The sequence below is a fragment of the Photobacterium sp. 53610 genome (genome assembly GCF_036409375.1).
Classification (GTDB): domain Bacteria; phylum Pseudomonadota; class Gammaproteobacteria; order Enterobacterales; family Vibrionaceae; genus Photobacterium.
Genome location: NZ_JAXOFS010000001.1, coordinates 1,362,565 through 1,385,095 on the forward strand (window position 1 = coordinate 1,362,565; position 22,531 = coordinate 1,385,095).

18 protein-coding genes are annotated in these 22,531 nt (G+C 51.2%); 7 read left to right on the forward strand and 11 right to left on the reverse strand.

What is annotated here, in order from left to right; genetic code table 11:
* Positions 1-994 precede the first annotated feature (994 nt).
* Positions 995-3,205: a catalase/peroxidase HPI gene (gene katG / locus SPK40_RS06180; RefSeq protein WP_330959780.1), complete on the forward strand. Its 2,211-nt coding sequence runs from the start codon at positions 995-997 to the stop codon at positions 3,203-3,205.
* Positions 3,206-3,885: 680 nt separating this feature from the next.
* On the opposite strand, the gene cydB is transcribed toward katG, so the two are convergent.
* The 3 genes from cydB to SPK40_RS06195 form a co-directional block, all read right to left on the reverse strand.
* A complete protein-coding gene (gene cydB, locus SPK40_RS06185) occupies positions 3,886-4,902 on the reverse strand; it encodes a cytochrome d ubiquinol oxidase subunit II (protein ID WP_330959781.1) in 1,017 nt (338 codons plus the stop codon).
* A gap of 12 nt (positions 4,903-4,914) precedes the next feature.
* Entirely contained in the window at positions 4,915-6,294 is a 1,380-nt protein-coding gene (locus SPK40_RS06190; protein WP_330959782.1) for a cytochrome ubiquinol oxidase subunit I, read from the reverse strand.
* A gap of 86 nt (positions 6,295-6,380) precedes the next feature.
* A complete protein-coding gene (locus SPK40_RS06195) occupies positions 6,381-8,705 on the reverse strand; it encodes an FdhF/YdeP family oxidoreductase (RefSeq protein WP_330959783.1) in 2,325 nt (774 codons plus the stop codon).
* A gap of 579 nt (positions 8,706-9,284) precedes the next feature.
* On the opposite strand from SPK40_RS06195, the gene SPK40_RS06200 reads away from it, so the two are divergent.
* From SPK40_RS06200 to fdhD, 4 genes are all read left to right on the forward strand, one after another.
* The gene (locus SPK40_RS06200) at positions 9,285-10,184 is read left to right on the forward strand and encodes a bestrophin family protein (RefSeq protein ID WP_248139521.1); all 900 of its coding nucleotides are present in this window, start codon (positions 9,285-9,287) and stop codon (positions 10,182-10,184) included.
* A gap of 159 nt (positions 10,185-10,343) precedes the next feature.
* The gene (mobA, locus tag SPK40_RS06205) at positions 10,344-10,949 is read left to right on the forward strand and encodes a molybdenum cofactor guanylyltransferase MobA (protein ID WP_248139520.1); all 606 of its coding nucleotides are present in this window, start codon (positions 10,344-10,346) and stop codon (positions 10,947-10,949) included.
* 105 nt (positions 10,950-11,054) lie between these two features.
* Positions 11,055-11,951 carry a LysR family transcriptional regulator gene (locus SPK40_RS06210; RefSeq protein WP_330959784.1) on the forward strand — a complete coding sequence of 299 codons (897 nt, stop codon included), beginning with the start codon at positions 11,055-11,057 and terminating at the stop codon, positions 11,949-11,951.
* Positions 11,952-12,059: 108 nt separating this feature from the next.
* Positions 12,060-12,902, forward strand: coding sequence for a formate dehydrogenase accessory sulfurtransferase FdhD (gene fdhD, locus SPK40_RS06215; protein WP_330959785.1), 843 nt, complete (start codon positions 12,060-12,062; stop codon positions 12,900-12,902).
* Between the two features lie 20 nt (positions 12,903-12,922).
* Here fdhD and SPK40_RS06220 read toward each other — a convergent pair whose 3' ends face one another.
* A complete protein-coding gene (locus tag SPK40_RS06220; protein WP_330959786.1) occupies positions 12,923-13,342 on the reverse strand; it encodes a hypothetical protein in 420 nt (139 codons plus the stop codon).
* Between the two features lie 68 nt (positions 13,343-13,410).
* Entirely contained in the window at positions 13,411-13,941 is a 531-nt protein-coding gene (locus SPK40_RS06225) for a hypothetical protein (protein WP_330959787.1), read from the reverse strand.
* Between the two features lie 746 nt (positions 13,942-14,687).
* Between SPK40_RS06225 and SPK40_RS06230 the strand changes: the two genes are divergently transcribed.
* Both SPK40_RS06230 and SPK40_RS06235 read left to right on the forward strand, forming a co-directional pair.
* Positions 14,688-15,050 carry an adenosine deaminase gene (locus SPK40_RS06230; RefSeq protein ID WP_248139512.1) on the forward strand — a complete coding sequence of 121 codons (363 nt, stop codon included), beginning with the start codon at positions 14,688-14,690 and terminating at the stop codon, positions 15,048-15,050.
* A gap of 104 nt (positions 15,051-15,154) precedes the next feature.
* Positions 15,155-16,891, forward strand: a complete 1,737-nt coding sequence (locus SPK40_RS06235) for an Lnb N-terminal periplasmic domain-containing protein (protein ID WP_330959788.1) — start codon at positions 15,155-15,157, stop codon at positions 16,889-16,891.
* Positions 16,892-16,918: 27 nt separating this feature from the next.
* Here SPK40_RS06235 and SPK40_RS06240 read toward each other — a convergent pair whose 3' ends face one another.
* From SPK40_RS06240 to SPK40_RS06265, 6 genes are all read right to left on the reverse strand, one after another.
* On the reverse strand, positions 16,919-19,234 hold the full coding sequence (locus tag SPK40_RS06240) for an FdhF/YdeP family oxidoreductase (RefSeq protein ID WP_330959789.1): 2,316 nt from the start codon (positions 19,232-19,234) through the stop codon (positions 16,919-16,921).
* Between the two features lie 374 nt (positions 19,235-19,608).
* Positions 19,609-20,079 carry a molybdopterin synthase catalytic subunit MoaE gene (moaE, locus tag SPK40_RS06245; protein ID WP_330959790.1) on the reverse strand — a complete coding sequence of 157 codons (471 nt, stop codon included), beginning with the start codon at positions 20,077-20,079 and terminating at the stop codon, positions 19,609-19,611.
* Position 20,080: 1 nt separating this feature from the next.
* Entirely contained in the window at positions 20,081-20,326 is a 246-nt protein-coding gene (gene moaD / locus SPK40_RS06250) for a molybdopterin synthase sulfur carrier subunit (protein WP_248141602.1), read from the reverse strand.
* Between the two features lie 46 nt (positions 20,327-20,372).
* Positions 20,373-20,891 carry a molybdenum cofactor biosynthesis protein B gene (gene moaB / locus SPK40_RS06255; RefSeq protein WP_330959791.1) on the reverse strand — a complete coding sequence of 173 codons (519 nt, stop codon included), beginning with the start codon at positions 20,889-20,891 and terminating at the stop codon, positions 20,373-20,375.
* 12 nt (positions 20,892-20,903) lie between these two features.
* Positions 20,904-21,908 (reverse strand): GTP 3',8-cyclase MoaA, encoded by a 1,005-nt coding sequence (moaA, locus tag SPK40_RS06260; protein ID WP_442957556.1) that lies wholly within the window; start codon positions 21,906-21,908, stop codon positions 20,904-20,906.
* A 181-nt stretch (positions 21,909-22,089) separates the two neighbouring features.
* Entirely contained in the window at positions 22,090-22,275 is a 186-nt protein-coding gene (locus SPK40_RS06265; RefSeq protein WP_248139503.1) for a DUF2474 domain-containing protein, read from the reverse strand.
* Positions 22,276-22,531: the final 256 nt, after the last annotated feature.

Consider the following 22,531-nt stretch of genomic DNA (forward strand, 5'->3'; position numbering starts at 1 on the left):
TTGGTCATCGTTCACGCCAACTTTGCCTTCAATTCATGTGAGAATGATTCCCGTATCTCAAACTAACCTTGAGCACCGCCGCTAACTGCGCAGAGTGAACAAATAAGTCTTTTTTGATAGCCAGCAAAGGTTCACAACTTCACCCTGGATACTAAACCCAATCAAAGCAGCGCGACCAGCAATAACGTCAACAATAATGAGCCAAAAGATTCCATCTGATAGGCAAAAATAAGATTACTTTATCAACCTTAAAATTTTGAAGATAAGACCAAACGAATGATAAAACGCCAAAATAATCCCGCCAAACAATAAGACGGAAAATAACAATTCTTTACTGGATTCAGAAAGCACACCGACCCCAATGATATAGCTATCCTTGCGCATAAAATTCCCAGACAGCAAATAAAACGCCCCTACCCCAGATCCGGAAAACAACAAAAATACAATCAAGCCGTGTATAGATTTATAAATTAAACCCCTCTCCTCTTTCCTGAAGAGGATTGATTTCAAGTAACTCAGAAACGACCCAATTGAGGCAAGTAAATTAATGAAAGAAAAATAAAAAGCAAAAAAATTCAGCACACTGCCAAATCACAGAGATAAAAAAGGAATGGCAATGATGTTAAACAGAAAAATAAATGCGTACAAGATCACGCAAGTGATCATAAAAAAAACCGATATAAGATAAAGATTTTTTAAACATATCCGTAGAATGTCAGAATTTTTTCACATATTAATCGAATTTCCTCATTTCCATAAGCGCTGACAGAGAGGATAGTTATGACATTTGTTCCATAAAACTTATTCACTCATCTTCACCACAAACAAACTCCAATACTTTGGCTGTATCCAGATATCTGCGATTGAAAAAACCGATGACTATTATTGATAAAAACGTCTTTATTCGATTGATACTCGGACTATATTCAAGTGTGTAAACCAAAAGGTAACTGTCAAAACCAACCTTAATGCCAAGGTAAGCAAGGAGTCTTGTATGAGTAATGGTAAAGGTGCCGCATCAGGTGGCTGCCCGGTAATGCACGGCAGTAACACCAATCTTCGCGGCTCAGGTACACGCAATGAAGACTGGTGGCCCAATCAACTGAATCTCAAAATCCTTCATCAGAACGACAGAAAGTCAAACCCAATGGGTGAAGGCTTCAACTACGCGGAAGAATTTAAAACACTCGACCTCAAAACGGTCAAACAAGACATTGAGAACGTCCTGAAAACCTCCCAGGACTGGTGGCCCGCAGACTACGGTCACTACGGCCCGCTGATGATTCGTATGGCCTGGCATGCCGCAGGCACCTACCGGACCGGCGATGGCCGGGGTGGCGCATCGACCGGTAACCAGCGTTTCGCCCCGTTAAACAGCTGGCCGGACAACGGCAACCTGGATAAAGCCCGCCGTCTGCTGTGGCCTGTCAAACAGAAATACGGCAAGAAACTCTCCTGGGCCGACCTCTTTATTCTCACCGGGAACGTGGCACTGGAATCCATGGGCTTCAAAACCTTTGGCTTTGGCGGCGGCCGGGAAGATATCTGGGAACCAGAAGTGGATATCTACTGGGGTGCTGAAGACGAATGGCTGGGTAACAAACGTTACAGTGGTGACCGTGATCTGGAAAACCCGCTGGCAGCCGTTCAGATGGGTCTGATTTACGTCAACCCTGAAGGCCCGGACGGCAATCCGGATCCGGTCGCATCCGGTCGTGACGTGCGTGAAACCTTCGCCCGGATGGCGATGAACGATTATGAAACCGTCGCGCTGACCGCCGGTGGTCACACCTTCGGGAAATGTCATGGTGCCGGTGATGCTGCTCTTGTGGGGCCGGATCCGGAAGCCGCTCCCATGGAACAGATGGGTTTGGGCTGGAAGAACGCACACGGCAGCGGTAAAGGCCGGGATTCCATTACCAGTGGCCTGGAAGGCGCCTGGACCCCAACGCCAACCCAATGGGATAACACTTACTTTGAAATGCTGCTGGGCAACGAGTGGGAACTGACCAAGAGTCCGGCGGGTGCCAATCAGTGGAAGGTGAAAAATGTCACGGACAAAAATCAGGCACCGGATCCGGAAGACGCGTCCAAACGCGTGAACATCATGATGACCACGGCAGACATGTCGATGCGCGAAGACCCGGAATATCGCAAAATATCCGAACATTTCCGTGCCAATCCGGATGAATTTGCTGATGCTTTTGCCCGGGCCTGGTTCAAACTGACGCACCGTGATATGGGGCCGAAAGCCCGTTATCTTGGTTCTGAAGTCCCGGCAGAAGATCTGATCTGGCAGGATCCAGTGCCTGCGGTGGATCATGAACTAATCTCAGACAGCGACATTGCCGGCCTGAAACAGACGATTCTGGACTCCGGCCTGAGCGTGCAGGAGCTGGTGTATACCGCCTGGTCTTCCGCATCCACCTTCCGCGGCTCTGACTGCCGGGGCGGCGCCAACGGTGCCCGGATTCGTCTGGCACCGCAAAATGGCTGGGAAGTGAATCAGCCCACTCAGCTGAAGAAAGTCCTGAGCACCTATGAAGGGATTCAGAAAGACTTCAATTCGGCTCAGTCGGGCAAAAAAGCGGTCTCTCTGGCTGACCTGATTGTCCTCGGCGGCGTGGCTGCCATCGAAAAATCAGCGAAAGCCGCAGGGTTCAGCGTCACGGTTCCGTTCTCACCGGGACGGACGGATGCAACAGACGATCAGACCGATGCTGATTCGTTCGATGTGCTGGAGCCTGTTGCCGATGGTTTCCGGAATTACCTGAAGACCAAATTCACCGTCCCTGCAGAAGAAATGCTGCTTGACCGGGCGCAGTTACTGACTCTGACAGCGCCGGAAATGACCGTCCTCATCGGGGGGATGCGTGCGCTGGACGCCAATTACGGCGGCTCAAAACAGGGGGTCTTCACCAGCAAACCCGGCGTACTGACCAACGACTTCTTCGTGAATCTGCTTGATATGAATATCGAGTGGTCGCCAACCACCGCAGAAGCCGACGAGTTTGAAGGCCGTGACCGTCAGACCGGTCAGGTGAAATGGACCGCCACCCGCGTCGATCTGGCCTTTGGTGCCAATTCGCAACTCCGTGCCATTTCTGAGGTGTATGGGGGTGCCGATGCCAAAGAGAAGTTCGTGCATGACTTCGTGCATGCCTGGACCAAAGTCATGAATGCCGACCGCTTTGATCTGAAATAAAAGATCTGAAGTCGATGTTCTGAAATAAACGGTCTCATTCGCAACCACAACAAGGCACTTCTCTGAGAAGTGCCTTTTAACATGTGAACAGTGCTCACAGACAGAATTGTCCCAGCACAAACTGGGTGGTCTCTCACGATCACACCAGTTCGGAAATCAACCTAAACAACTGTTATTCAACGAATATTTAACATTTCTCTTTTTGTAAACTCATCTAAACTCAGTAAAACTGTGAATTCTGTCGTATACTTCAGTCAACAGAAAATAAAAGAAATGCTTTATCAAAGCATCATATTTATATTTGCGTCTCTTGGCTCTATCCAATCATCAGTTTAATGAATATTAAAGAGGGATATGATGATCGTGAAATATGCTAAATTCTCAAAAAAACATCCATACGTGCATATCTCTATTATTATATTTCTTGTTTTATTATTTTTATTTTCTGCGTTTATGTTGGTTGAATATGAAATGATTGAGTTTGCAGTGGTCATTCTTTTCATCGGATGCACCCTGCCATTTTTTGCCAAAGTGTCGAAATACAAACAGCAATATTTATCTGATTAATTAGCTGCGGGCATTTACCCATAAATTGCATAGATTGATAGCTTTCCGAATGCAAAACGGGCACGCAATCTGCGGTGCCCGTTTCTCGTTATTCCGACTGTGATGAGCTGGAATCAGTGATATGCATCCCCCGGTTTCACCTTACCCCGAAAGACATGATATCCCCACAAGGTGTACATCAGGATCACCGGTAAAATCAGTAAGGTGCCTATTAATGCAAACAACTGACTGGTCGTTGGCGATGCCGCTTCCCAGAGATCAATCGACGGCGGCACAATATTCGGCCAAACACTCAGCACCAGACCCGCATACCCCAGAAAGACCAATCCCAGTGTCGAGATAAACGGCTTATGAGAGTGACGTTCTCGCAGGCTCTTTTGCAGTGCATACAAGGCGATCACGGCCAGCACGGCTATGGCGCCGGTCAGCAGCCAGTGTGAACCATGGAACCAGCGGTGTGCGATATCTTTATGAATGAATGCCGTCCATCCGCAAGTGAGTACGATCACCCATGCCAGCAGATAAGCCAGCGGACGACTGTAATGACGCATCCGCGCTTCCAGCATCCCTTCCGTTTTAATCAGCAGCCAGGTGCTGCCCAGCAACGCGTAGGTCAGGACCAGCCCCACACCACAGAAGAGCGGGAACGGTGCGAACCAGTCAAATGCGCCACCCGCGAACTGGCGGTCCACCACCGGAATCCCTGAGACATACGTGCCCAGTGCCACGCCCTGGAAAAAGGTCGCCAGCACAGACCCGGCAATAAAAGCTTTATCCCAGATATGACGCTTCTCTGGTTCCGCTTTAAAGCGAAATTCAAAGGCAACGCCGCGGAGGATCAGCCCGGCCAGCACAAAAATCAGCGGCAGATAGAGCGCCTCAAAAATGAGTGAATACGCGAGCGGAAATGCCCCGAACATTGCCGCCGCACCAAAAACAATCCAGGTTTCATTCCCGTCCCAAACCGGTGCGACGGTATTCATCATGACATCCCGCTCTTCCGAATCGGAAATAAACGGAAACAGGATGCCCAGTCCTAAATCGAAACCATCCAGAATCACGTACATCATGATGCCGAAGGCAATGAGAACGCTCCAGATAATCGACAGATCGATACCTTGTATATTCATGATTCCACTTCCTTATTCCGTGACCGACTGAGGTTTCAGCGATGGCAGCCCTTCTTGTGGCTGAAGTCCGTATAAGCCTTTCGGGCCTTTGTTGACGAGCCGCATCATGTAGCCAATCCCGACGGTGAACACTGAAAAGTACACCACCACAAACACAGCCAGCGAGATGGTCATCTGGACCACGTCATGATTCGAGACCGCGTCATGCGTCCGCATCATGCCGTAAACGACCCAGGGCTGACGGCCGACTTCGGTTGTGAACCACCCAGCCAGCAGCGCAATCAGCCCCGACGGGCCCATCATCAGCATGAAACGCAGGAAGGTTTTATTCTGATACAGTGTTCCTTTGCGACGCAGCACCAGGGCCACCAGGCTGGAAAGCAGCATCAGCATGCCCAGACCCGCCATGATGCGAAAGCTCCAGAACACAAGGGTTGAATTCGGACGGTCTTCTTTCGGAAAGCTTTTCAGTGCCGGAATCTGCTTGTCCAGACTGTGGGTCAGAATCAGGCTGCCTAAATAAGGAATTTCCAGGCTGTAGCGGGTCTTCTCCGCATCCATATCCGGAATCCCGAATAGGATCAGCGGGGTGGCCTCACCCGGTTTGTTGTCCCAGTGACCTTCAATGGCAGCGATTTTAGCGGGCTGATGTTCGAGCGTATTCAGCCCGTGGGCATCGCCGACAAAAGCCTGAATCGGCGCAACCAGCAGAATCATCCACATCGCCATCGACAGCATTTTCCGGATTTCAGCGGTATTGCGTCCGCGCAGTAAGTGCCATGCTGCGGATGCCGCCACGAAAAAGGCAGTCGACAGTAAAGCAGCCAGCGCCATGTGCACCAGACGGTACGGGAAAGACGGGTTAAACACGATTTTGAACCAGTCGAGCGGCACAATGCGGCCGTCCACAATTTCAATACCCTGCGGCGTCTGCATCCAGCTGTTCGAAGACAGAATCCAGAAGGTCGAGATCAGCGTCCCGATCGCCACCATCACAGTTGCGAAAAAGTGCATCCTGCGGCTGACACGTTCCCAGCCAAACAGCATCACGCCCAGGAAACCAGCCTCAAGGAAGAAAGCCGTCAGTACTTCATAGGTTAATAACGGTCCGGTCACGCTGCCCGCGAAATCGGAAAAACGCGCCCAGTTGGTGCCAAACTCGTAAGACATCACGAGCCCGGATACCACGCCCATGCCAAAATTGACGGCAAAGATTTTCGACCAGAAGTAATACAGATTTTTGTAAACCTGATTTCCGGTTTTCAGCCAGCGCCATTCCAGCACAGCCAGGTAGCTGGCTAAGCCGATGGTGATGGCAGGAAAGATAATATGAAAAGAGACCGTAAACGCGAACTGAATCCGCGCGAGATCTAATGCTTCCAGATGAAACATACAACTATCCTTTTCGATAACAACTTATCTGATCAGGGCAGCCGTTGCCGGCTGCCGTTTGAAACGTTCAGCGAATCACGATTGATTCATACCGCAGACGACGGAATCCGGTTGTCTGCCTGTGCTTTTTCCAGTCGGATCGCCACAAATTTCGATGTCGGGGTGTAGGTCCGGTCACCGTAGCTTTCCAGCGGCACCAGCGGGTTGGTTTCCGGGTAATAAGCGGCTGCCTGACCGGACGGAATGTCGTAGGCGACCAGCATAAATCCGGAGACCCGACGCTCTTTTCCGTCTTCCCACAAAGAGACCAGATCCACTTTTTCGCCCGGTTCGAACCCGAGGCGACGGATATCCGCTTCATTGGCAAACACCACCTCCCGGATGCCGAAGACGCCACGGTAACGGTCATCCAGACCATAGAGGGTGGTGTTGTACTGGTCATGCGAGCGCATGGTTTGCAGGATCAGATCCGGCTTTTCGCCACGCGCCAGCACCGTTTCATTCACCAGCTGTCCGGGCAGTTCACAAGGTGTGAACTGCGCCTTTCCGCTCGGGGTATGCCATTGCCGCTGTGCGGCCGCGTTCCCCAGATGAAAACCGCCCGGATGTTTCAGCTTATCGTTGAAGTTCTCAAAACCCGGAATCGTATCGGCAATCAGGTCCCGAATCCGGCTGTAATCCGCCACGACCCAGTCCCAGTTCACCGGATGATCGCCCAGCGTCGCTTTCGCCATCCCTGCAATAATGGCCGGCTCAGAACGCAGCTGAGGTGAACGGGGTTTCAGCTGACCATAGGAGATATGAACCATGCTGAACGTGTCTTCCACAGTAACCCCCTGCGGGCCTTCCGCCTGCAGATCCACTTCAGTCCGGCCCAGACACGGCAGGATCAGCGCTTCCCGCCCGGTCACCAGATGACCCCGGTTGAGCTTGGTTGAGATTTGCACGGTCAGGTCACAGTTGCGCAGCGCTGCATGGGTGCGCGGCGTATCCGGAGTTGCCTGTGCAAAATTACCGCCCAGACCAACAAAGACTTTGGCACGCTTTTCTTCCATCGCCTGAATGGCCAGAACCGCGTTATGACCGTGCATCCGGGGAACCCGGAATCTGAACCGGTCTTCCAGTGCATTCAGCAGGGATTCCGGCGGCTGTTCATCAATCCCCATCGTACGGTCACCCTGCACATTACTGTGCCCGCGCACCGGTGACAGTCCTGCCCCCGGTTTCCCGACATTACCGCGCAGCAGTTGCAGATTGACGACCTCCTGAATAGTCGGCACCGAATGGCGGTGTTGCGTCAGACCCATCGCCCAGCACATCACGACCCTTTCGGCACGGCGGTACATGCGCGCTGCCATTTCAATCTCCGCCAATGTCAGACCTGATTGCTCAACAATGTGATCCCAGCTGGTGGCATCGACTTCGGCCAGATACTGATCCAGTCCTGTGGTGTGACGTTCAATGAAGTCATGGTCGAACACGGCCGGTTCACCTTTTTCCTGCGCCTCACGCTCCCAGTTCAGTAAAAACTTCGCCATGCCGCGCATCGCAGCCATGTCGCCGCCGAGTGCAGGGCGGAAATAAGCGGTGTTGGTGGGTTCCGAGCCATTGCTCAGCATTTCAAACGGGTGCTGCGGGTGCTGAAAACGTTCCAGACCTCGTTCTTTCAGCGGGTTAAAACAAACCACCTGCGCGCCGCGTTTCACCGCTTCCCGTAATGGCTCCAGCATCCGCGGGTGATTAGTGCCCGGGTTCTGGCCGATCACGAAGATGGCATCAGCCAGCTCCAGATCTTTAAACACCACCGTGCCTTTGCCGACCCCGATGGTCTCGGACATCCCAATCCCGCTGGCCTCATGGCACATGTTCGAGCAATCCGGAAAGTTATTGGTGCCGAAGGCACGGACAAACAGCTGATACAGATAAGCGGCTTCGTTGCTGGCACGGCCTGAGGTGTAGAACTCCGCCTGATCCGGGGATTCAAGGTTGTTCAGGTGTCTGGCAATCAGTGCGAAAGCATCTTGCCAGCTGATGGGCTCATAATGATCGCTTTCCGCGTTGTAACGCATCGGGTGAGACAGCCGACCCTGATATTCCAGCCAGTAGTCGCTTTGTTTCAGCAGCTCAGAGACGCTGTATTGCGCAAAGAAATTCGGATCAACCAGACGCCCGCTTGCTTCCCAGTTCACCGCTTTGGCGCCGTTTTCACAGAACTTCACTAACCCGTCTTCCGGCGATTCTCCCCAGGCGCATCCCGGACAGTCAAAGCCGCCATTCTGGTTTGTTTTCAGCATTGCCCTGAGATTTCGAAACGCATTCTCACTGCCCAGCCAGCTTTTGGTGACACTTTTCAACGCTCCCCAGCCTGCAGCCGGGCCGTTGTAATCTCTGATATTTTCTTTGTGGTTCATAAAAGTACGCCTCAGATTAGGTGTCAGCGGTTGCGAATGCGTTCATGAAAGTCACGGCGCATGATCAGAAATTCAGCGTTCTCTGATTCAAACTGACATCCGTTTCATTTTTTGCAGATGAATTTCATGCGGGACCAGGAATAAGGTCTGCATTTAAAATGATCTGAATCAAAGATTATGGCGGTTTAAGAGTAGCGTCTAATTGATATTATTGAAGAGGTAATAAATTGTATCTATCAGGGCGGTAAAATATCAGAAAGTGCTTTTATCTCAGCCCATTAAAATATATAAAAGCAAACATCACGCAAGCAGAAAACAAATCCACCTGATTTTTTATTCCCCGCAACAAATGAATATCCCCTGCGATAAATCATCTTCATCAATCGTATTTATCATCCAATCAAAACAATCTATTTGACCATTAAAAACGGGCTGAATACGCTTTAATCAACAGCCAGCTGAAATATAACTCATCACAAAACGCTGCCGAACCATCAACCATAAATAATATAAAACATAATTTCTGTGCAAACAGAAACTGATTCAAAACAGGCTTTCCCAAAAGAGTTCAGGTATCCCATGATCGTCCATCCCAAACCGAAATTATCGGATATCCTTTTTTCATTAAAAGGATCCATTGCCAAACGCATTGCGCTCCGCAGCCTGATGGTCACGGCGCTAGCATCCATGATTGTCTTCATCGAGGTGCTTTATCCGGCGCTATTTTCCCGCGTGAATGCAACGCCCTTTACGTTGCTCGGGATTTCCCTGTCCATCTTTATGAGTTTCCGGAATAACGCCTGTTATGGCCGCTGGTGGGAAGGGCGTCAGGCCTGGGGCAAAGTGATGATTGAAATGCGTTCTTTTGCCAGAGCCAGCATTGCCATCCCCGATCCGGCCAGACGCGAAGCCATGCTCAGAGAACTGTGCGGATTTGCCCATGCCCTGAATGCCCGCCTGCGCGGTGAAAATGAATTGCATGCCGCAGGCCCTTGGGTGTCAAACATCCCCGGGACCTACGGCCAGAACATCAGTGACGGCATTTTGAGAAACATCAGCCGTCAATGTTCTGAACTGGCAGCATGCAATGCCATCAGTGACTGGCGTTACATCACGCTGGAGAAATGCCTGCACGGACTGTCGGAAGCACAGGCAACCTGCGAGCGGATCAAGGGCACACCCCTGCCGTTTCCCTATACCCTGTTGCTGCACCGGACTATTTATATCTTCTGTCTCCTGCTGCCCTTCGCGATGGCCGAGCCTCTGGGCTGGTTGGCTCCGGTATTCACGACAATCGTCAGTTATACCTTCTTCGGACTGGATGCCATCGGTGACGAACTGGAAGACCCCTTTGGCCGGGATGAAAATGATCTGCCGACCGATGCCCTTGTCCGCACTATTGAACGTGACCTGCTGGATGCGCTGGGGCACCCTGATTTGCCAGCGCCCTTAGAGCCCGTGGAGTATGTGCTGAACTGAGCCGCTGCAGATGGACCTACAGCCCGCATATGCAGCGACAGACGATCCAGATCAATCAGCACACGACCACTGCTGTGATAAATCTTATCTATCAATTCATCAATTGCGTTTATTGGACTATGAAGCATAAACGTTATATTTTTGAGCAGGATAGTTGAAATGGCTGTAAACAAAATGAACCAGAATCCAGTTTCCTTTTCTGTACTCCTGCTCGCTGGCGGGCAAGGCTCACGTATGGGAGGACAAGACAAAGGGCTGGTTCCGTTTCGTGGCCGACCGCTGATTGCCAGTCTGCATGACGTTGTCAGGCCACTGACAGATGACCTGCTGATTTCCTGCAACCGGAACGCGCAAACCTACGCGGCTTACTGCGACCGGACACTTTCTGACGACGTCGCCGGGTTTCCCGGCCCGCTGGCCGGCATCCTGAAGGGGCTGACGGAAGCCAGATATGACTGGCTGCTGTTGTTTCCCTGCGATGCGCCCCTGCTGAACCAAACCCTGATTGATCAGATGCTGGCCGCAGCATCTGCACAAACGCCTCGTCCGGCGATGGTCCGTCAGGGCCGGCAGTGGCAGCCCATGTTCAGCTTGATCCCAAAGGCTTTACTGCCTGAGCTGAAAGCGGCCTGGCAGTCAGGTGAACGCAGCCTGATGACGATTCTGAAACAACATGATGTGATTGCCATCGATTGTGATGAGAACGATCCACGGCTTCAGAACGTCAATACTCCGCAACAATTACTCAATTTGCACCATGATTAGTACATATCCCCGAACGTTCTGAAGCTTCAGCCAATGCTGCTGCATCTTCAGAGATGCCGGGGTCAATGCATTTTCCCAAATAAAAACACACCCTCAGGGTAAAACATGGATATCAAACAACTGAAGTACCTGATCGCGCTGGATCAAACCCGGCATTTCGGTCAGGCGGCAGCCCTCTGCCACATTACTCAGCCCACCCTCTCGATGCGGATCCGCAATCTGGAGGACGAGCTGGATCTGGTTCTGATCACCCGCGGACAGCGATTCGAAGGGTTCACCGAAGAAGGCGAACGCATCCTGGCCTGGGCTCGAACCCTGTTAGCCGCCCATGACGGTTTACAGGCCGAAGCGGCCAGTTGCCGCGGCCAGCTGGTCGGCAGTCTGCGTCTTGGGATGGTCCCGCTGGCAAGCCTCAATCCCATGCAACTGCTGAAGCCCTTGTCCAAACGTTATCCCGAGCTGCATTTCCAGCTCAGTTCATTAACCTCAGAACAGATCATCGATCATCTCAACCGCAACCAGCTCGATCTGGGTTTTTGCTATCTCGATCAGGTCGATACCCAGTTTTTCGATATCATCCGGCTTACCGCTACCAGCATGGGCCTGCTGCATGACGTCCGTCACTTTCAGTTCGACGATGCTGATCTCAGCTGGGAAGCCGTTGGCCGGCAACCGCTGGGGCTGCTGACCAAAGGGATGCACTACCGCCAGTCCATTGATCTCAGCTTCCGCAGTCACGACATCGACCCGCACACCATTCTGGAAAGTGATTCGACCTTTCAGCTGATTCAGGCGGTGAACGCGGGAATTTGCTGTGCCATCATGCCTCTGAGAAGCGGGATTGAGGCGATGAATGAACACCTGAACATCGTGCCCATCACCGATGCCGTCATTCATTCGCCGCTCGGACTGGTCATGCGCCGCAGCGAGCCCCGGTCCGCACTGGCCGACAAATGTTTTGCTGAAGCGAAAGGGATTTTTCAAGCTAGTAAAACGCCATAGACCCGCCTTATCAGGCCATCAAAACAAGCCATTGGACAACAGACAGGCAGTTGCGTAGCCTGTCTGTATCCGATTCCAGCCCATGATTTTCCGGTAACAGGCAGCATCATGAATGACCCTGAAAAAAAAGCGTATGACATTTCAGATGTGAATGCGGCCCCGCCTTCACCTGACACATTTACTTATATTGAGCTGCTCGATGATGATCAGGCAACCATTACAGACCATGCCGTCTTAGCCAGCGAAACGGCGTTGTCGATCAGCTATAACGGCATCAGTCAGGCCGTAATGATGGTCACCCCGGGAAACATTGAAGATTTCGTCAAAGGATTCAGCCTGAGCAACGACATTGTCAGCTCAGTCGGAGAAATTTACGACATTACCCTGACTGCCGGGTGCGATTCGCATCATGCGGAAGTTGAGATTTCCAACCGGGCTTTCTGGTCGCTGAAAAATCACCGTCGTCAGCTGGCAGGTACCAGTGGTTGCGGGATATGTGGTGTGGAAGCGATTGAACAGGCACTGCCGCCTTTAACACCGCTCACACCGGTGCCGCCCCCCAAAGCCAGCCTGCTGCACAATCTGCGGTCGCGGATCAGTGAAGTGCAGGAAGTCGCCCGCAGCAGTGGCGCGCTGCACGCCGCGCTATATGTCGACGCAGCCGGAAATATCCAGCTCTGCCGGGAAGACATCGGCCGTCATAACGCGCTGGACAAACTGATTGGTGCGATGGCGGCTGCCCGCATCAACCCGGAATCCGGCTTCGCCGTGATCACCAGCCGATGCAGCCTGGAGCTTATCCAGAAGGCCGTCCGTGCCAAAATCGGCACACTCGTCAGCCTCTCCGCCCCCACAGCGATGACCGTCCGCTGGGCGCGGCACAACAACCTGAATCTCATCCATTTACCGCACCGGAGTGCACCAAGGTTGTATAGCGGGAAGAAAGCATAAGTTGTAAAGGCACTGCGCTTTTAAGTTAGTGATATCGTATTTTCAGCGAAATTGAGTGTGCCGTCTGTTTTACGAATAACAATCACACGCTCCTCAGGTAAATCGAAATCAACTGCCGTGAGACTGTAATTGACATCATAATGCGCTACGCGGGTGTGCGGGTAATACCAAACACCCCAAACTTCTAATGCTTCTGAGCTCATTGATAGATCATCCAGTTTCGCCCAAAGCTTAGCATCCAGCTCACGCATCTTTTTCTCTGCGAAAGACAAAACAAGCGACATTGATTCCCAAACGTCATTCAAGTCTTGATTCGCTATCTCAAGACTTCTTTCTGTTGCCAGTACTGATGTATCAACCCAGACAAGAGTACGCTCGCACTGAAACTCAATACGGCCCTGATGCTGACCAAGGATGACGCTCAAAGTTTGCTTGTTCATAAACCAACGGCATCAGGCAAGCGCGCACCAATGTGCGTCGCTTGCTTAAATGAAAGGAGCTTTTGAGATTACGCGCCGATATCTTTCCGCTTTGAACCCACGTTGTAGGTTTTATGCCAGACTCTCACTTGCTTGACTTGTGAAGGATCGCCGGAGAAGGTGAACGAATATTTTTTCGCAGCTTCGTTTGGCACCGTGAACTCAATCTGCTGCCAGCTTGCCAGCGCGTGAGAGAAACCATCTTTATCAATCGTCAGCAGCGCACCTTCTGCGCTGAGTCCGGTGATTTTGACGGGTTTGTTGTGTTTATTTTTGAAGCTCAGTTCCACAACAGTCAAATTCGAATCTTTTTCCGTCATTACACTCACAAGATCGATTTCAATATATTCAAGGGTTTCTTTCTCATTGGTCGCGACAACCGAACCATCCGCACTTTCCGTGGAACTTCTGCCTTCTTTGAAACCTTCAGTCAAACCACTTGAGATTTCTTTCGTGAACTTGACAATCCCTCTTGTCATGTCAGTAATCGTTTCTTTCACTTCAGCATGAGCGCTGGTTGCTGAAAACCCTAGAATGATCAATAACGCTAATTTTTTCATTTTCTTTTTTATTCCCTGAAACAGTCACTGACGAAAATGCCATTTTTTTCGCCAACCAACAATACATTATCACTATAGAGTGCGACCTGCCGCCATTGAACATGAAACCGTACTCAACCCAAGCCGTCCTGACCTGATCTTCTCGCCAGATACAGTGCCAAGTTAACTATAGATGAAATCCAGTTCATACGTGGCTGAACCGGGATTTCAAACACTTGATTTCCAAGCCACCGGGCCTCTTCCTGACCCTGCTCATGATGAAAACCCTGATTTTTCTCAGCAACTTGCGAAGGTTACTGAGACCATTCTGGCCGTCAGGCCACCTCCGGATTGTCTGGTCCGGTATCAAAACAGACATATCCAGCCCCTTCTCCTGGTCAGGCCTCATGCAGCGATGCATTGCCGCTGTATATGTTCCTTGCACGATGCTTCACGATTCTCTCTGAGAATAAGGAATCCCTAAAGCGATGATAACATTGACTAGGGAAAATACGCTGAAACGATAATGAACCTATCGGATCAGCTTGATGTATTCAGCCATGAGATGCATGCAAAAGTTTGAATCAATATAGAATGAACATTACATTCGAACATTGTATTTTTCAGATAAACAAAGTTAATACAATTAAAAAATCAGGTACATTCATTTAACGTGGATGAGATCGGATTTGTCAGGATATTGTCAATTATAAATTTAATAGTATAATCACCGCGCTTATCTTAGCTATATACTATTTGGATGTATCATGAACGTAATTAAAACTCTGATTGTTGCTGGTGCAGCGATTTCTGCTGTAGGTTGTTCTACCATTCTGACTGATGAAAACCAGCGCATTAACGTTGTTTCTTCTTCTGATAAGAAATTCACTGTTGAAGTTGATGGCATTGAGCAAACTGCACCAGGCATCATCACTGTGAAGAAAGAAAACAAAGACAAAACACTGCTCGTGACTTCTGAAGGTTGTAAGCAGCAAGTGGCACTGAACAAAGAAGTTGAGCCAACATTCTTCGTAAACATTCTGTCTGGCGGTGCATTCGGTTCAACCACAGACTTCGCTTCTGAAAAAATGTGGCGTTACCAGGATACGCTGCAAATCAACTGCCAATAATCTGTTCAATGCAGTTGTTTCAGTCTTCAATGATAAGAAGCCTTTGGGCTTCTTTTTTTTGTATTCCTCTGAGTTTGCCTGTGATGGCAAAAACACCGTCACATGTGTCAAAGTCACATGAGGTTCAGAACACCTCCTCAACTTTTGCCACGCTCCTGCATGTCAGTGACGAGCAACTGAATATTCAGGATCCCGGGTTTTATTTCTCATCCAACCCGACGGATATTGAGGCCGAGATCGATGCAAATATCGCTCAGCTGACACAGCCGGAACACGCACAAGATTATATTTGCCGTTTTCCGGCACGGGCGCAGTTGCTGGCCGAGAGTTACTCGTATATCCCACAGCCGGATTTTTCTCCATGTGGTGAATTACAAACCTATCTTGATGCCGTTTCCGCAAATTCAATCAGCCTGGTCTATGCTTCAGAAAACCTGCTGAGTCCGAGCAGCTTTATGGGTCACGCTTTTATCAAGCTCAGCGAGAATACGCAGGACCCGGGCCATGCCGTCTCTTTCTTTACGGAAGTTGCCGGATTTAATCTGCCCAAGATCATGTTCGATTCCCTTGTCGTCGGAAAAGAAGGTTATTTCATGGTCTCCCCTTACCGGGAAAGTCTGGAGCACTATAAAGGCATTGAAGGCAGGAATGTCTACGAGTACCAGCTCAATCTGTCTGAAAAAGACAAACAACTCATTAAGCTGCACTTGTGGGAACTGAAAGACACCAAAATTGATTACTACTTCCACAACCAGAATTGTGCGTCGATCACGCTGAATCTGATTGCTATCAGCAATCCGGATTTGATGGCACATCGCCGGGACTGGCTGAGCCCGCTGGATTTAATTCAGCTCGCGAACCAGAGCCAGATGATCGAACAAGCCAGCATAACCCCTTCCCTGAACTGGCGTCTGCGCGCCTATGGTGCCTCTCAGACGGATGCGGTAAAGCAATCGCTCGTGAAACAATTAAGCGACGGTGCGCTGGAAAAAAGCGCCATCGACGAAGACAGCCCGGTCGAGCAGCAATTTCTGACCTGGGAATTCTCCAGCGCGCTGAATCAGTATTTGCTGGAAACCGAAGAAATTTCTGAGGCATCTTATACCGACAATGCCCGAGCGCTGGCCCGCTATGATGACCAGTTCGAATCCCTGGCCGTTGACCTGAGTGACTTTAAAAACCCACTCAAGCGTCAAAAAGATGCTCAGTGGCAAATCGGAACCCGCTGGGATCAACAGAATGATCCGGAACTAACAGCTACCTGGTTACCGGCATCACACACGCTCAAAGATGACAACCGGAATGCTTTCAGTGAATCCTCGCTGGAACTGATGAAAATCTCCGTCAGCGCCAGCCGGAACGCGCTCCGTCTGGATAATTTCACCTTATACGCCATCAACAGTTATATCCCTTATGACCCCTTGTTCGGCGGCTGGTCCGGCAAATTCTCCGTACAGTGGGACAGAGGAACCGACTTTGCCGAACGGGATAACAAGCGATTGTTTGTGTCCGGCGGTCTCGGCCTGAGCCATACGGTCAATAACGCCGTTCAGGTCTATGCCACGGTTGATACGGAGCTTTCGGCCAGTTCAGACAAAGTCTGGGGTGCCTTTGCCATCGATACCGGCCTGTTCAGCTATTTCAGGCAAGATGTGAAAATCTCGCTTTCAGCCAATACCGTCTGGAACCAGTACGCAGACAGCAATTTTAAGCATAAGGCCTCGGCGACCCTGACTTATCTGGGTCTTGAAGACACCGCTATCGATCTGGGTGCCCAGTATGCCGATCTGGCGGAACTGCACGAAACTCAGTTCAATGTCATGTTCCGCCGGTATTACTGACCATCGCATACTGACCATGACAGGGATTCACGTGCCAGCTTTGCCCCCGCTCCGCTGGCACGTGCTCGATGATGAGGACTCAGCTTTCCGCACTCTGACCGGCACAGACTTGTACGACGGCGTGCCGCACTCTTCGTCGATATAGTCCAATGGCACCAGTCTGTTGGCTTCCGGGTAATACGCAGCTACCGATCCGGCAGCAATTTGATATTCGATGGCAGTCAGCCCCTGATAAACCATCGGTTCACCCTGTGTGATGGTTGCAAGATCGACAGTATCACCATGTGACAGCCCGCGACTGGCCAGATCGTCCGGGTGCATGAAGAGCACATCGCAGCGGCCGAATACCCCACGGTACCGGTCATCCAGCGAGTAAATTGTGGTGTTGTACTGATCATGACTTCGGATGGTGATGAGCCGCAGGACATCGCTTGTTTTGACCTGTTTGTCTTCCAGCAATCCCGCAAAAACATAAAACTCTGCTTTGCCTGACGCTGTGTTCCAGATGCGCTCGGTCGGCGGCAATGGCAGCCTGAAACCGCCCGGTTGACGGATTCGTTCATTGAAGTTCTCAAACCCCGGCACGGTTTGTTCAATGAGATCACGGATCTGGTTATAGTCCGCAGTCAGCGACTGCCACGGGACTTTGCTGTCCGGCAACGTTGCCTGAGCCATCCCCGCAACAATCGCGATTTCAGAGCGAAGCTGTTCCGAGGCTGGCTTCAGCTTGCCCGCAGATGCATGAACCATCGACATCGAATCTTCCACCGTGACAGACTGCGGGCCGCTTTCCTGTTCATCCAGCTCAGTCCGGCCCAGACAGGGAAACAGAAAAGTTTCTTTCCCCACCAGCAAGTGGGTCCGGTTCAGTTTGGTCCCGATATACACACAGAGTTCCATGTTGCCCATGGCGGGAAAACATTGCGCCGGATCCGGTAAGGCAACGATCAGGTTTCCTCCCAGACAAATCAAAGCTTTCGAAGATTGCGCCACGATAGCCTGCATGGCCTGTACTGCGTCATGACCCTGTGCCGTTGGCGGCTTAAATCCAAAGGTGTGTTCAAGGCGTTGTAAGAATTCAGCAGAAGGCTTTTCCGTAATCCCCACCGTCCGGTTCCCCTGCACATTGGAGTGTCCGCGCAGCGGGCAAATCCCAGCGCCCGGTTTGCCAAAATTGCCCCGAAGCATCAGCAGATCACAAATCAGCCGGACATTGGCAGTCCCCGTATTATGTTGTGTCACTCCCATGCCGTAACTGACAATGGTCGCATTGGATTTGGCGTAAGTCGCTGCAACCATTTCTAAATCGTCACGGGCAAGTCCGCTGATCGTTTCTATTTCTGTCCATGCTGTCGTCTTCAGATCCTCAGCCAGCGCATCAAACCCATTGGTGTGCTGCTGAATAAAGTCTTTATCCAGCACATCCCCAGAATCGGCTTCCATCTCCAGCAAGGCTTTCATGATACCTTTCAGCGCAGCCGCATCGCCTCCGGCCCGCACCTGAAAGTAAGACGATGCAATCCGCGTTGAACGGTACGTTGCCATTTCCACCATATTCTGGGGGTCGGCAAAACGCTCCAGCGCCCGTTCTCTGAGCGGGTTGAAAACAATGATCGGTACCCCCCGGCGCGAAGCCTCATGCAGGGTTCCCATCATTCTCGGGTGATTGGTCCCGGGATTATGTCCGATGGCAATAATCAGCTCACAATCATCGAAATCAGCCAGTGACACCGTGCCCTTCCCGATACCGATAGAGCGCGGCAGACCGACACTCGTCGGTTCATGGCACATATTGGAACAGTCCGGGAAATTATTGGTCCCGTATTCCCGGGCAAACAGCTGATAGAGATAAGCTGCCTCATTCGAGGCCCGGCCAGAGGTGTAAAACTCAACTTGCTGTGGCGACAGTTGGCGCAAAATCTCACCGATGCGTTCAAAAGCGGTTTCCCATGCCACCGGCTGATACGTATCCGTCGAGGGATCATAAGCAAGCGGATGGGTCAGCCGTCCCAGATCTTCCAGTTCAAAATCGCTGTAGGTCAGTAAGGTCGACACCGTATGACTGGCGAAATACTCTGGGGTGACCCGTTTGTTGGTGGCTTCCCAGGTCACGGCTTTGGCGCCGTTTTCACAAAACTGAAAGGTGGATTTGTGTTCCTTATCCGGCCATGCGCATCCCGGACAGTCAAAGCCATCCGGCTGATTCGTGCGCAGCAGCGTGATGGGCGCTTTCACGGTATCCATCTGCTGTCTCACTGCTATCGCCGTGGCTTTCAGTGCCCCCCATCCGCCAGCCGGTGCTTTATAGTTTTTCACACCCGGGACTTTCCGTTGTTTGACCATGTCTTCTCCTTAACCCGCCAGCAAATACTTCAAAAAACGACGGGTGAATAAGAAACCGGCTCGCCAGAAGACGAACCTCACGATGAAGATGTTTATTGGGTATAGGTACGGTGCTGCCTGACGTCAAGGCTGTGCGCCCGGCCGGACATACACTCTAACGCAGAAATCAAGCAGACACGGCTGGGCCAGATGGGTGAGTCCGGCATAGGTAAATAAAAAAGGGTGAATAAAAAAGGGTGAATAAAAAAAGGGCGAATGAAAAAAGGGAGAACGAAAAAAATCGGCGCCTGTCAGTTCAGACAAGGCGCCGGGAAAATGATATGCGTATTTTCCAAAAAGTGAGAGAGCGGAAGGTAACTGAGTCAGTTTCTTTTTCAGTGCGATTCGCTGGCCGATGTCCAGCGTGCGGCGGCCTGATGATCACTGTCGCGGGCATCAACCCAGCGATCGCCAGCCGCTGTCGATTCCCGTTTCCAGAAAGGAGCCCGGGTTTTCAGATAATCCATGATGAATTCTGCAGCGGCAAAGGCGTTCCCGCGATGCGCACTGCTTACACCAACCAGGACGATGTTTTCGCCTGCGCCGAGCTTTCCAATGCGATGGGCGATAGTGATACGGTTCAGTGCCCAACGCTGCCGGGCTTGCCCGGCAATCTGCTGCAATGCTTTTTCCGTCATGCCGGGGTAATGTTCCAGCGTCAGCGCACTGACTGAATCGCCCAGATTCAGATGTCGGACTTTGCCAAGGAAAGTGACAACGGCACCATCCTGATCATCAGCGGCCAGCCAGTCATGTTCTGTCCGGATATCAAAAGCTTCCGGACAGACCCGAATTCGGTTTAACATCTCAGCCTCCGGTCACCGGCGGAAATAAAGCCACTTCATCCCCGGATTTCAGCGGATGATCGAACGGTACCATCGTCTGGTTTACTGCCGCCAGCAGCTTGCCTTTCTCCAGCGCCAGCGCCCAGCGGTCGCCCCGTTCAGCAAGCGCAGCCCTCAGTTGTTCGACGCTGTCGTAGTGAGCATCCAACTGCAGCGCATCACATCCGGTCAGTTCCCGGACCTGCGCAAAAAATAAAACGTGAATCATCATCTCTCCAAATCACACAATGGCCTGAAGGGTATCCGTGGTTTCATCATTCCACCGGCTTCAGATGCGGGACAAACTGGCAGGGACGCGTCCGGGCATCCAATTGCGGGGCAATCAGCTCTTCCCATGCCAGACGACAGGCACCGGTTGAGCCCGGCACGGCAAAAATCAGTGTCCCGTTCGCCATGCCAGCCAGCGCGCGGGACTGTAACGTACTGGTACCGATGTCGTCCCAGGACAGGCGACGAAACGCTTCCCCGAACCCCGCAATGTCCCGGTCAAACAATGGTTGCAGCGCTTCCGGCGTCGAATTTTTTGCGTTGAATCCTGTGCCGCCATTCACCAGCACCACCTGCACCGAATTGCCTGCGATCCAACGCGACACGATCTCACGAATCGCATATTTGTTATCCGGGACGATGTGCGATTCAGCCACCTGATGTCCGGCTTCATGACTGGCCTGCCGGAAATAATCGCCGGACGTGTCATTGCGGGCATCCCGGTGATCGGACACCGTCAGTACAGCCACACTGACCGGCATGAATGAAGAATCAGTTTTGCCCATGGTTGCCTCCTGTCAGCCACCGATAAACGATAAGTTCTGCGTGATCCCTGTATTCCCCTGATGTAAAAAGTGCGTTTGTTTTTTCTGTCCGAGACTATCGGCGATACGTGCCTGTAACTCAGGCAACTGATCATCAGACGCCAGTAAATCGCGAAGCGGGACGCCGTGATCGCCAAACAGACACAAGTGCAGCTGACCAACGGCCGAAACCCGAAGACGGTTGCAGTTGGCGCAAAAATTAGTGTCATAAGGCATGATCAGGCCGATCTCTCCGGCATAATCCGGATGTGAGAAAACCTGTGCCGGGCCATCGCTGCGGCCACGCGGCTGCAACTGCCATCCCATCTCGGTGAGCTGGCGGCGAATGACGTCCCCGGAAATATGGTGCCTGCGAAACAGATCGCCGCCATTCCCGGTTTCCATCAGCTCAATAAAACGTAACTGAATCGGACGGGGACGAATCCACTCTAAAAATGTCTTCAGCTGATGGTGATTGATATCCCGCATCAGCACAGTATTCACTTTGACCTTTTCAAACCCGGCCTCAAAGGCTGCATCAATTCCGGCCATGACCTGATGAAATTTGTCCTGTCCGGTGATCGCATAAAACTGGCGTGCGTCGAGACTATCGAGGCTGACGTTGACCGATGTCAGACCCGCTTTTCGCCAGGCCGCAACATCCCGGGCCATCCGGTAACCATTGGTGGTCATCGCCAGTTGCCGGACAGATTCGTTTTCACGGACCGCGGCGATAATGTCGATAAAATCGCGGCGCAACGACGGTTCGCCGCCGGTCAGACGAACTTTATCTGTCCCGGCCATGGCAAACGCCCGGGTCACCCGGCGGATTTCATCCAGTGTCAGAAAGCTTTTATTCTTGACGTGACCGGGCCGGTAACCCTCCGGCAAACAATAAGTGCACCGAAAATTACACACATCCGTCACGGACAAGCGCAGATAATAAAATTGGCGCTGCCATGTATCTTCAAACTGTGCCACCGGCACGATTTGATCCAGTGTCTGAAATAAATGAGGCGCAGTCACGGCCCCCTCCTTTTCCCTTTTCTGTAATGCTGAAAAGAGTGAACAGGCGGAATGGAAGAAATCAAGATATGGATAATATCCTTTCCATCGAAAACACTATCGATATCCTGATTCCGGCGGGTTGCAAATCAGGGCTGAATTCAGCACAGAGTCATCAATGCATTTTCATGCCGGCAGCCATCATGAATATCCGGATCAAACTGGCAATTAAGGCCAGCGCCAGCACACTGCCCGCCCACAGGTAAGCCATCCAGAACCAGCGTTTCCAGCCATGTTCTGTTGAATGGGGGGTATTTTTTATCTCTTCAGAATGTTCGGTATGAACCACTGATAGTTTCATCTCAGTTACTCCTTTCATCAAAAACTGATGAAATATTGATTGAAAACAAGATCAGATATTATCGATTTATTTATCATTTTAGAGACCCGGATTATCGCGTCAAATCACTGTTATAGATGGGTTCATAGACCGCATTGATGAAGCAATGAATATCCCTGAATTCATTTCTGTTTCTTCGGTGAACAGCAGCCATTGCCCAGAAAATTATTTCCAGAGAAATGATTTTGCGCCTCCTCCCCGCTTGCAGGTAATCCTC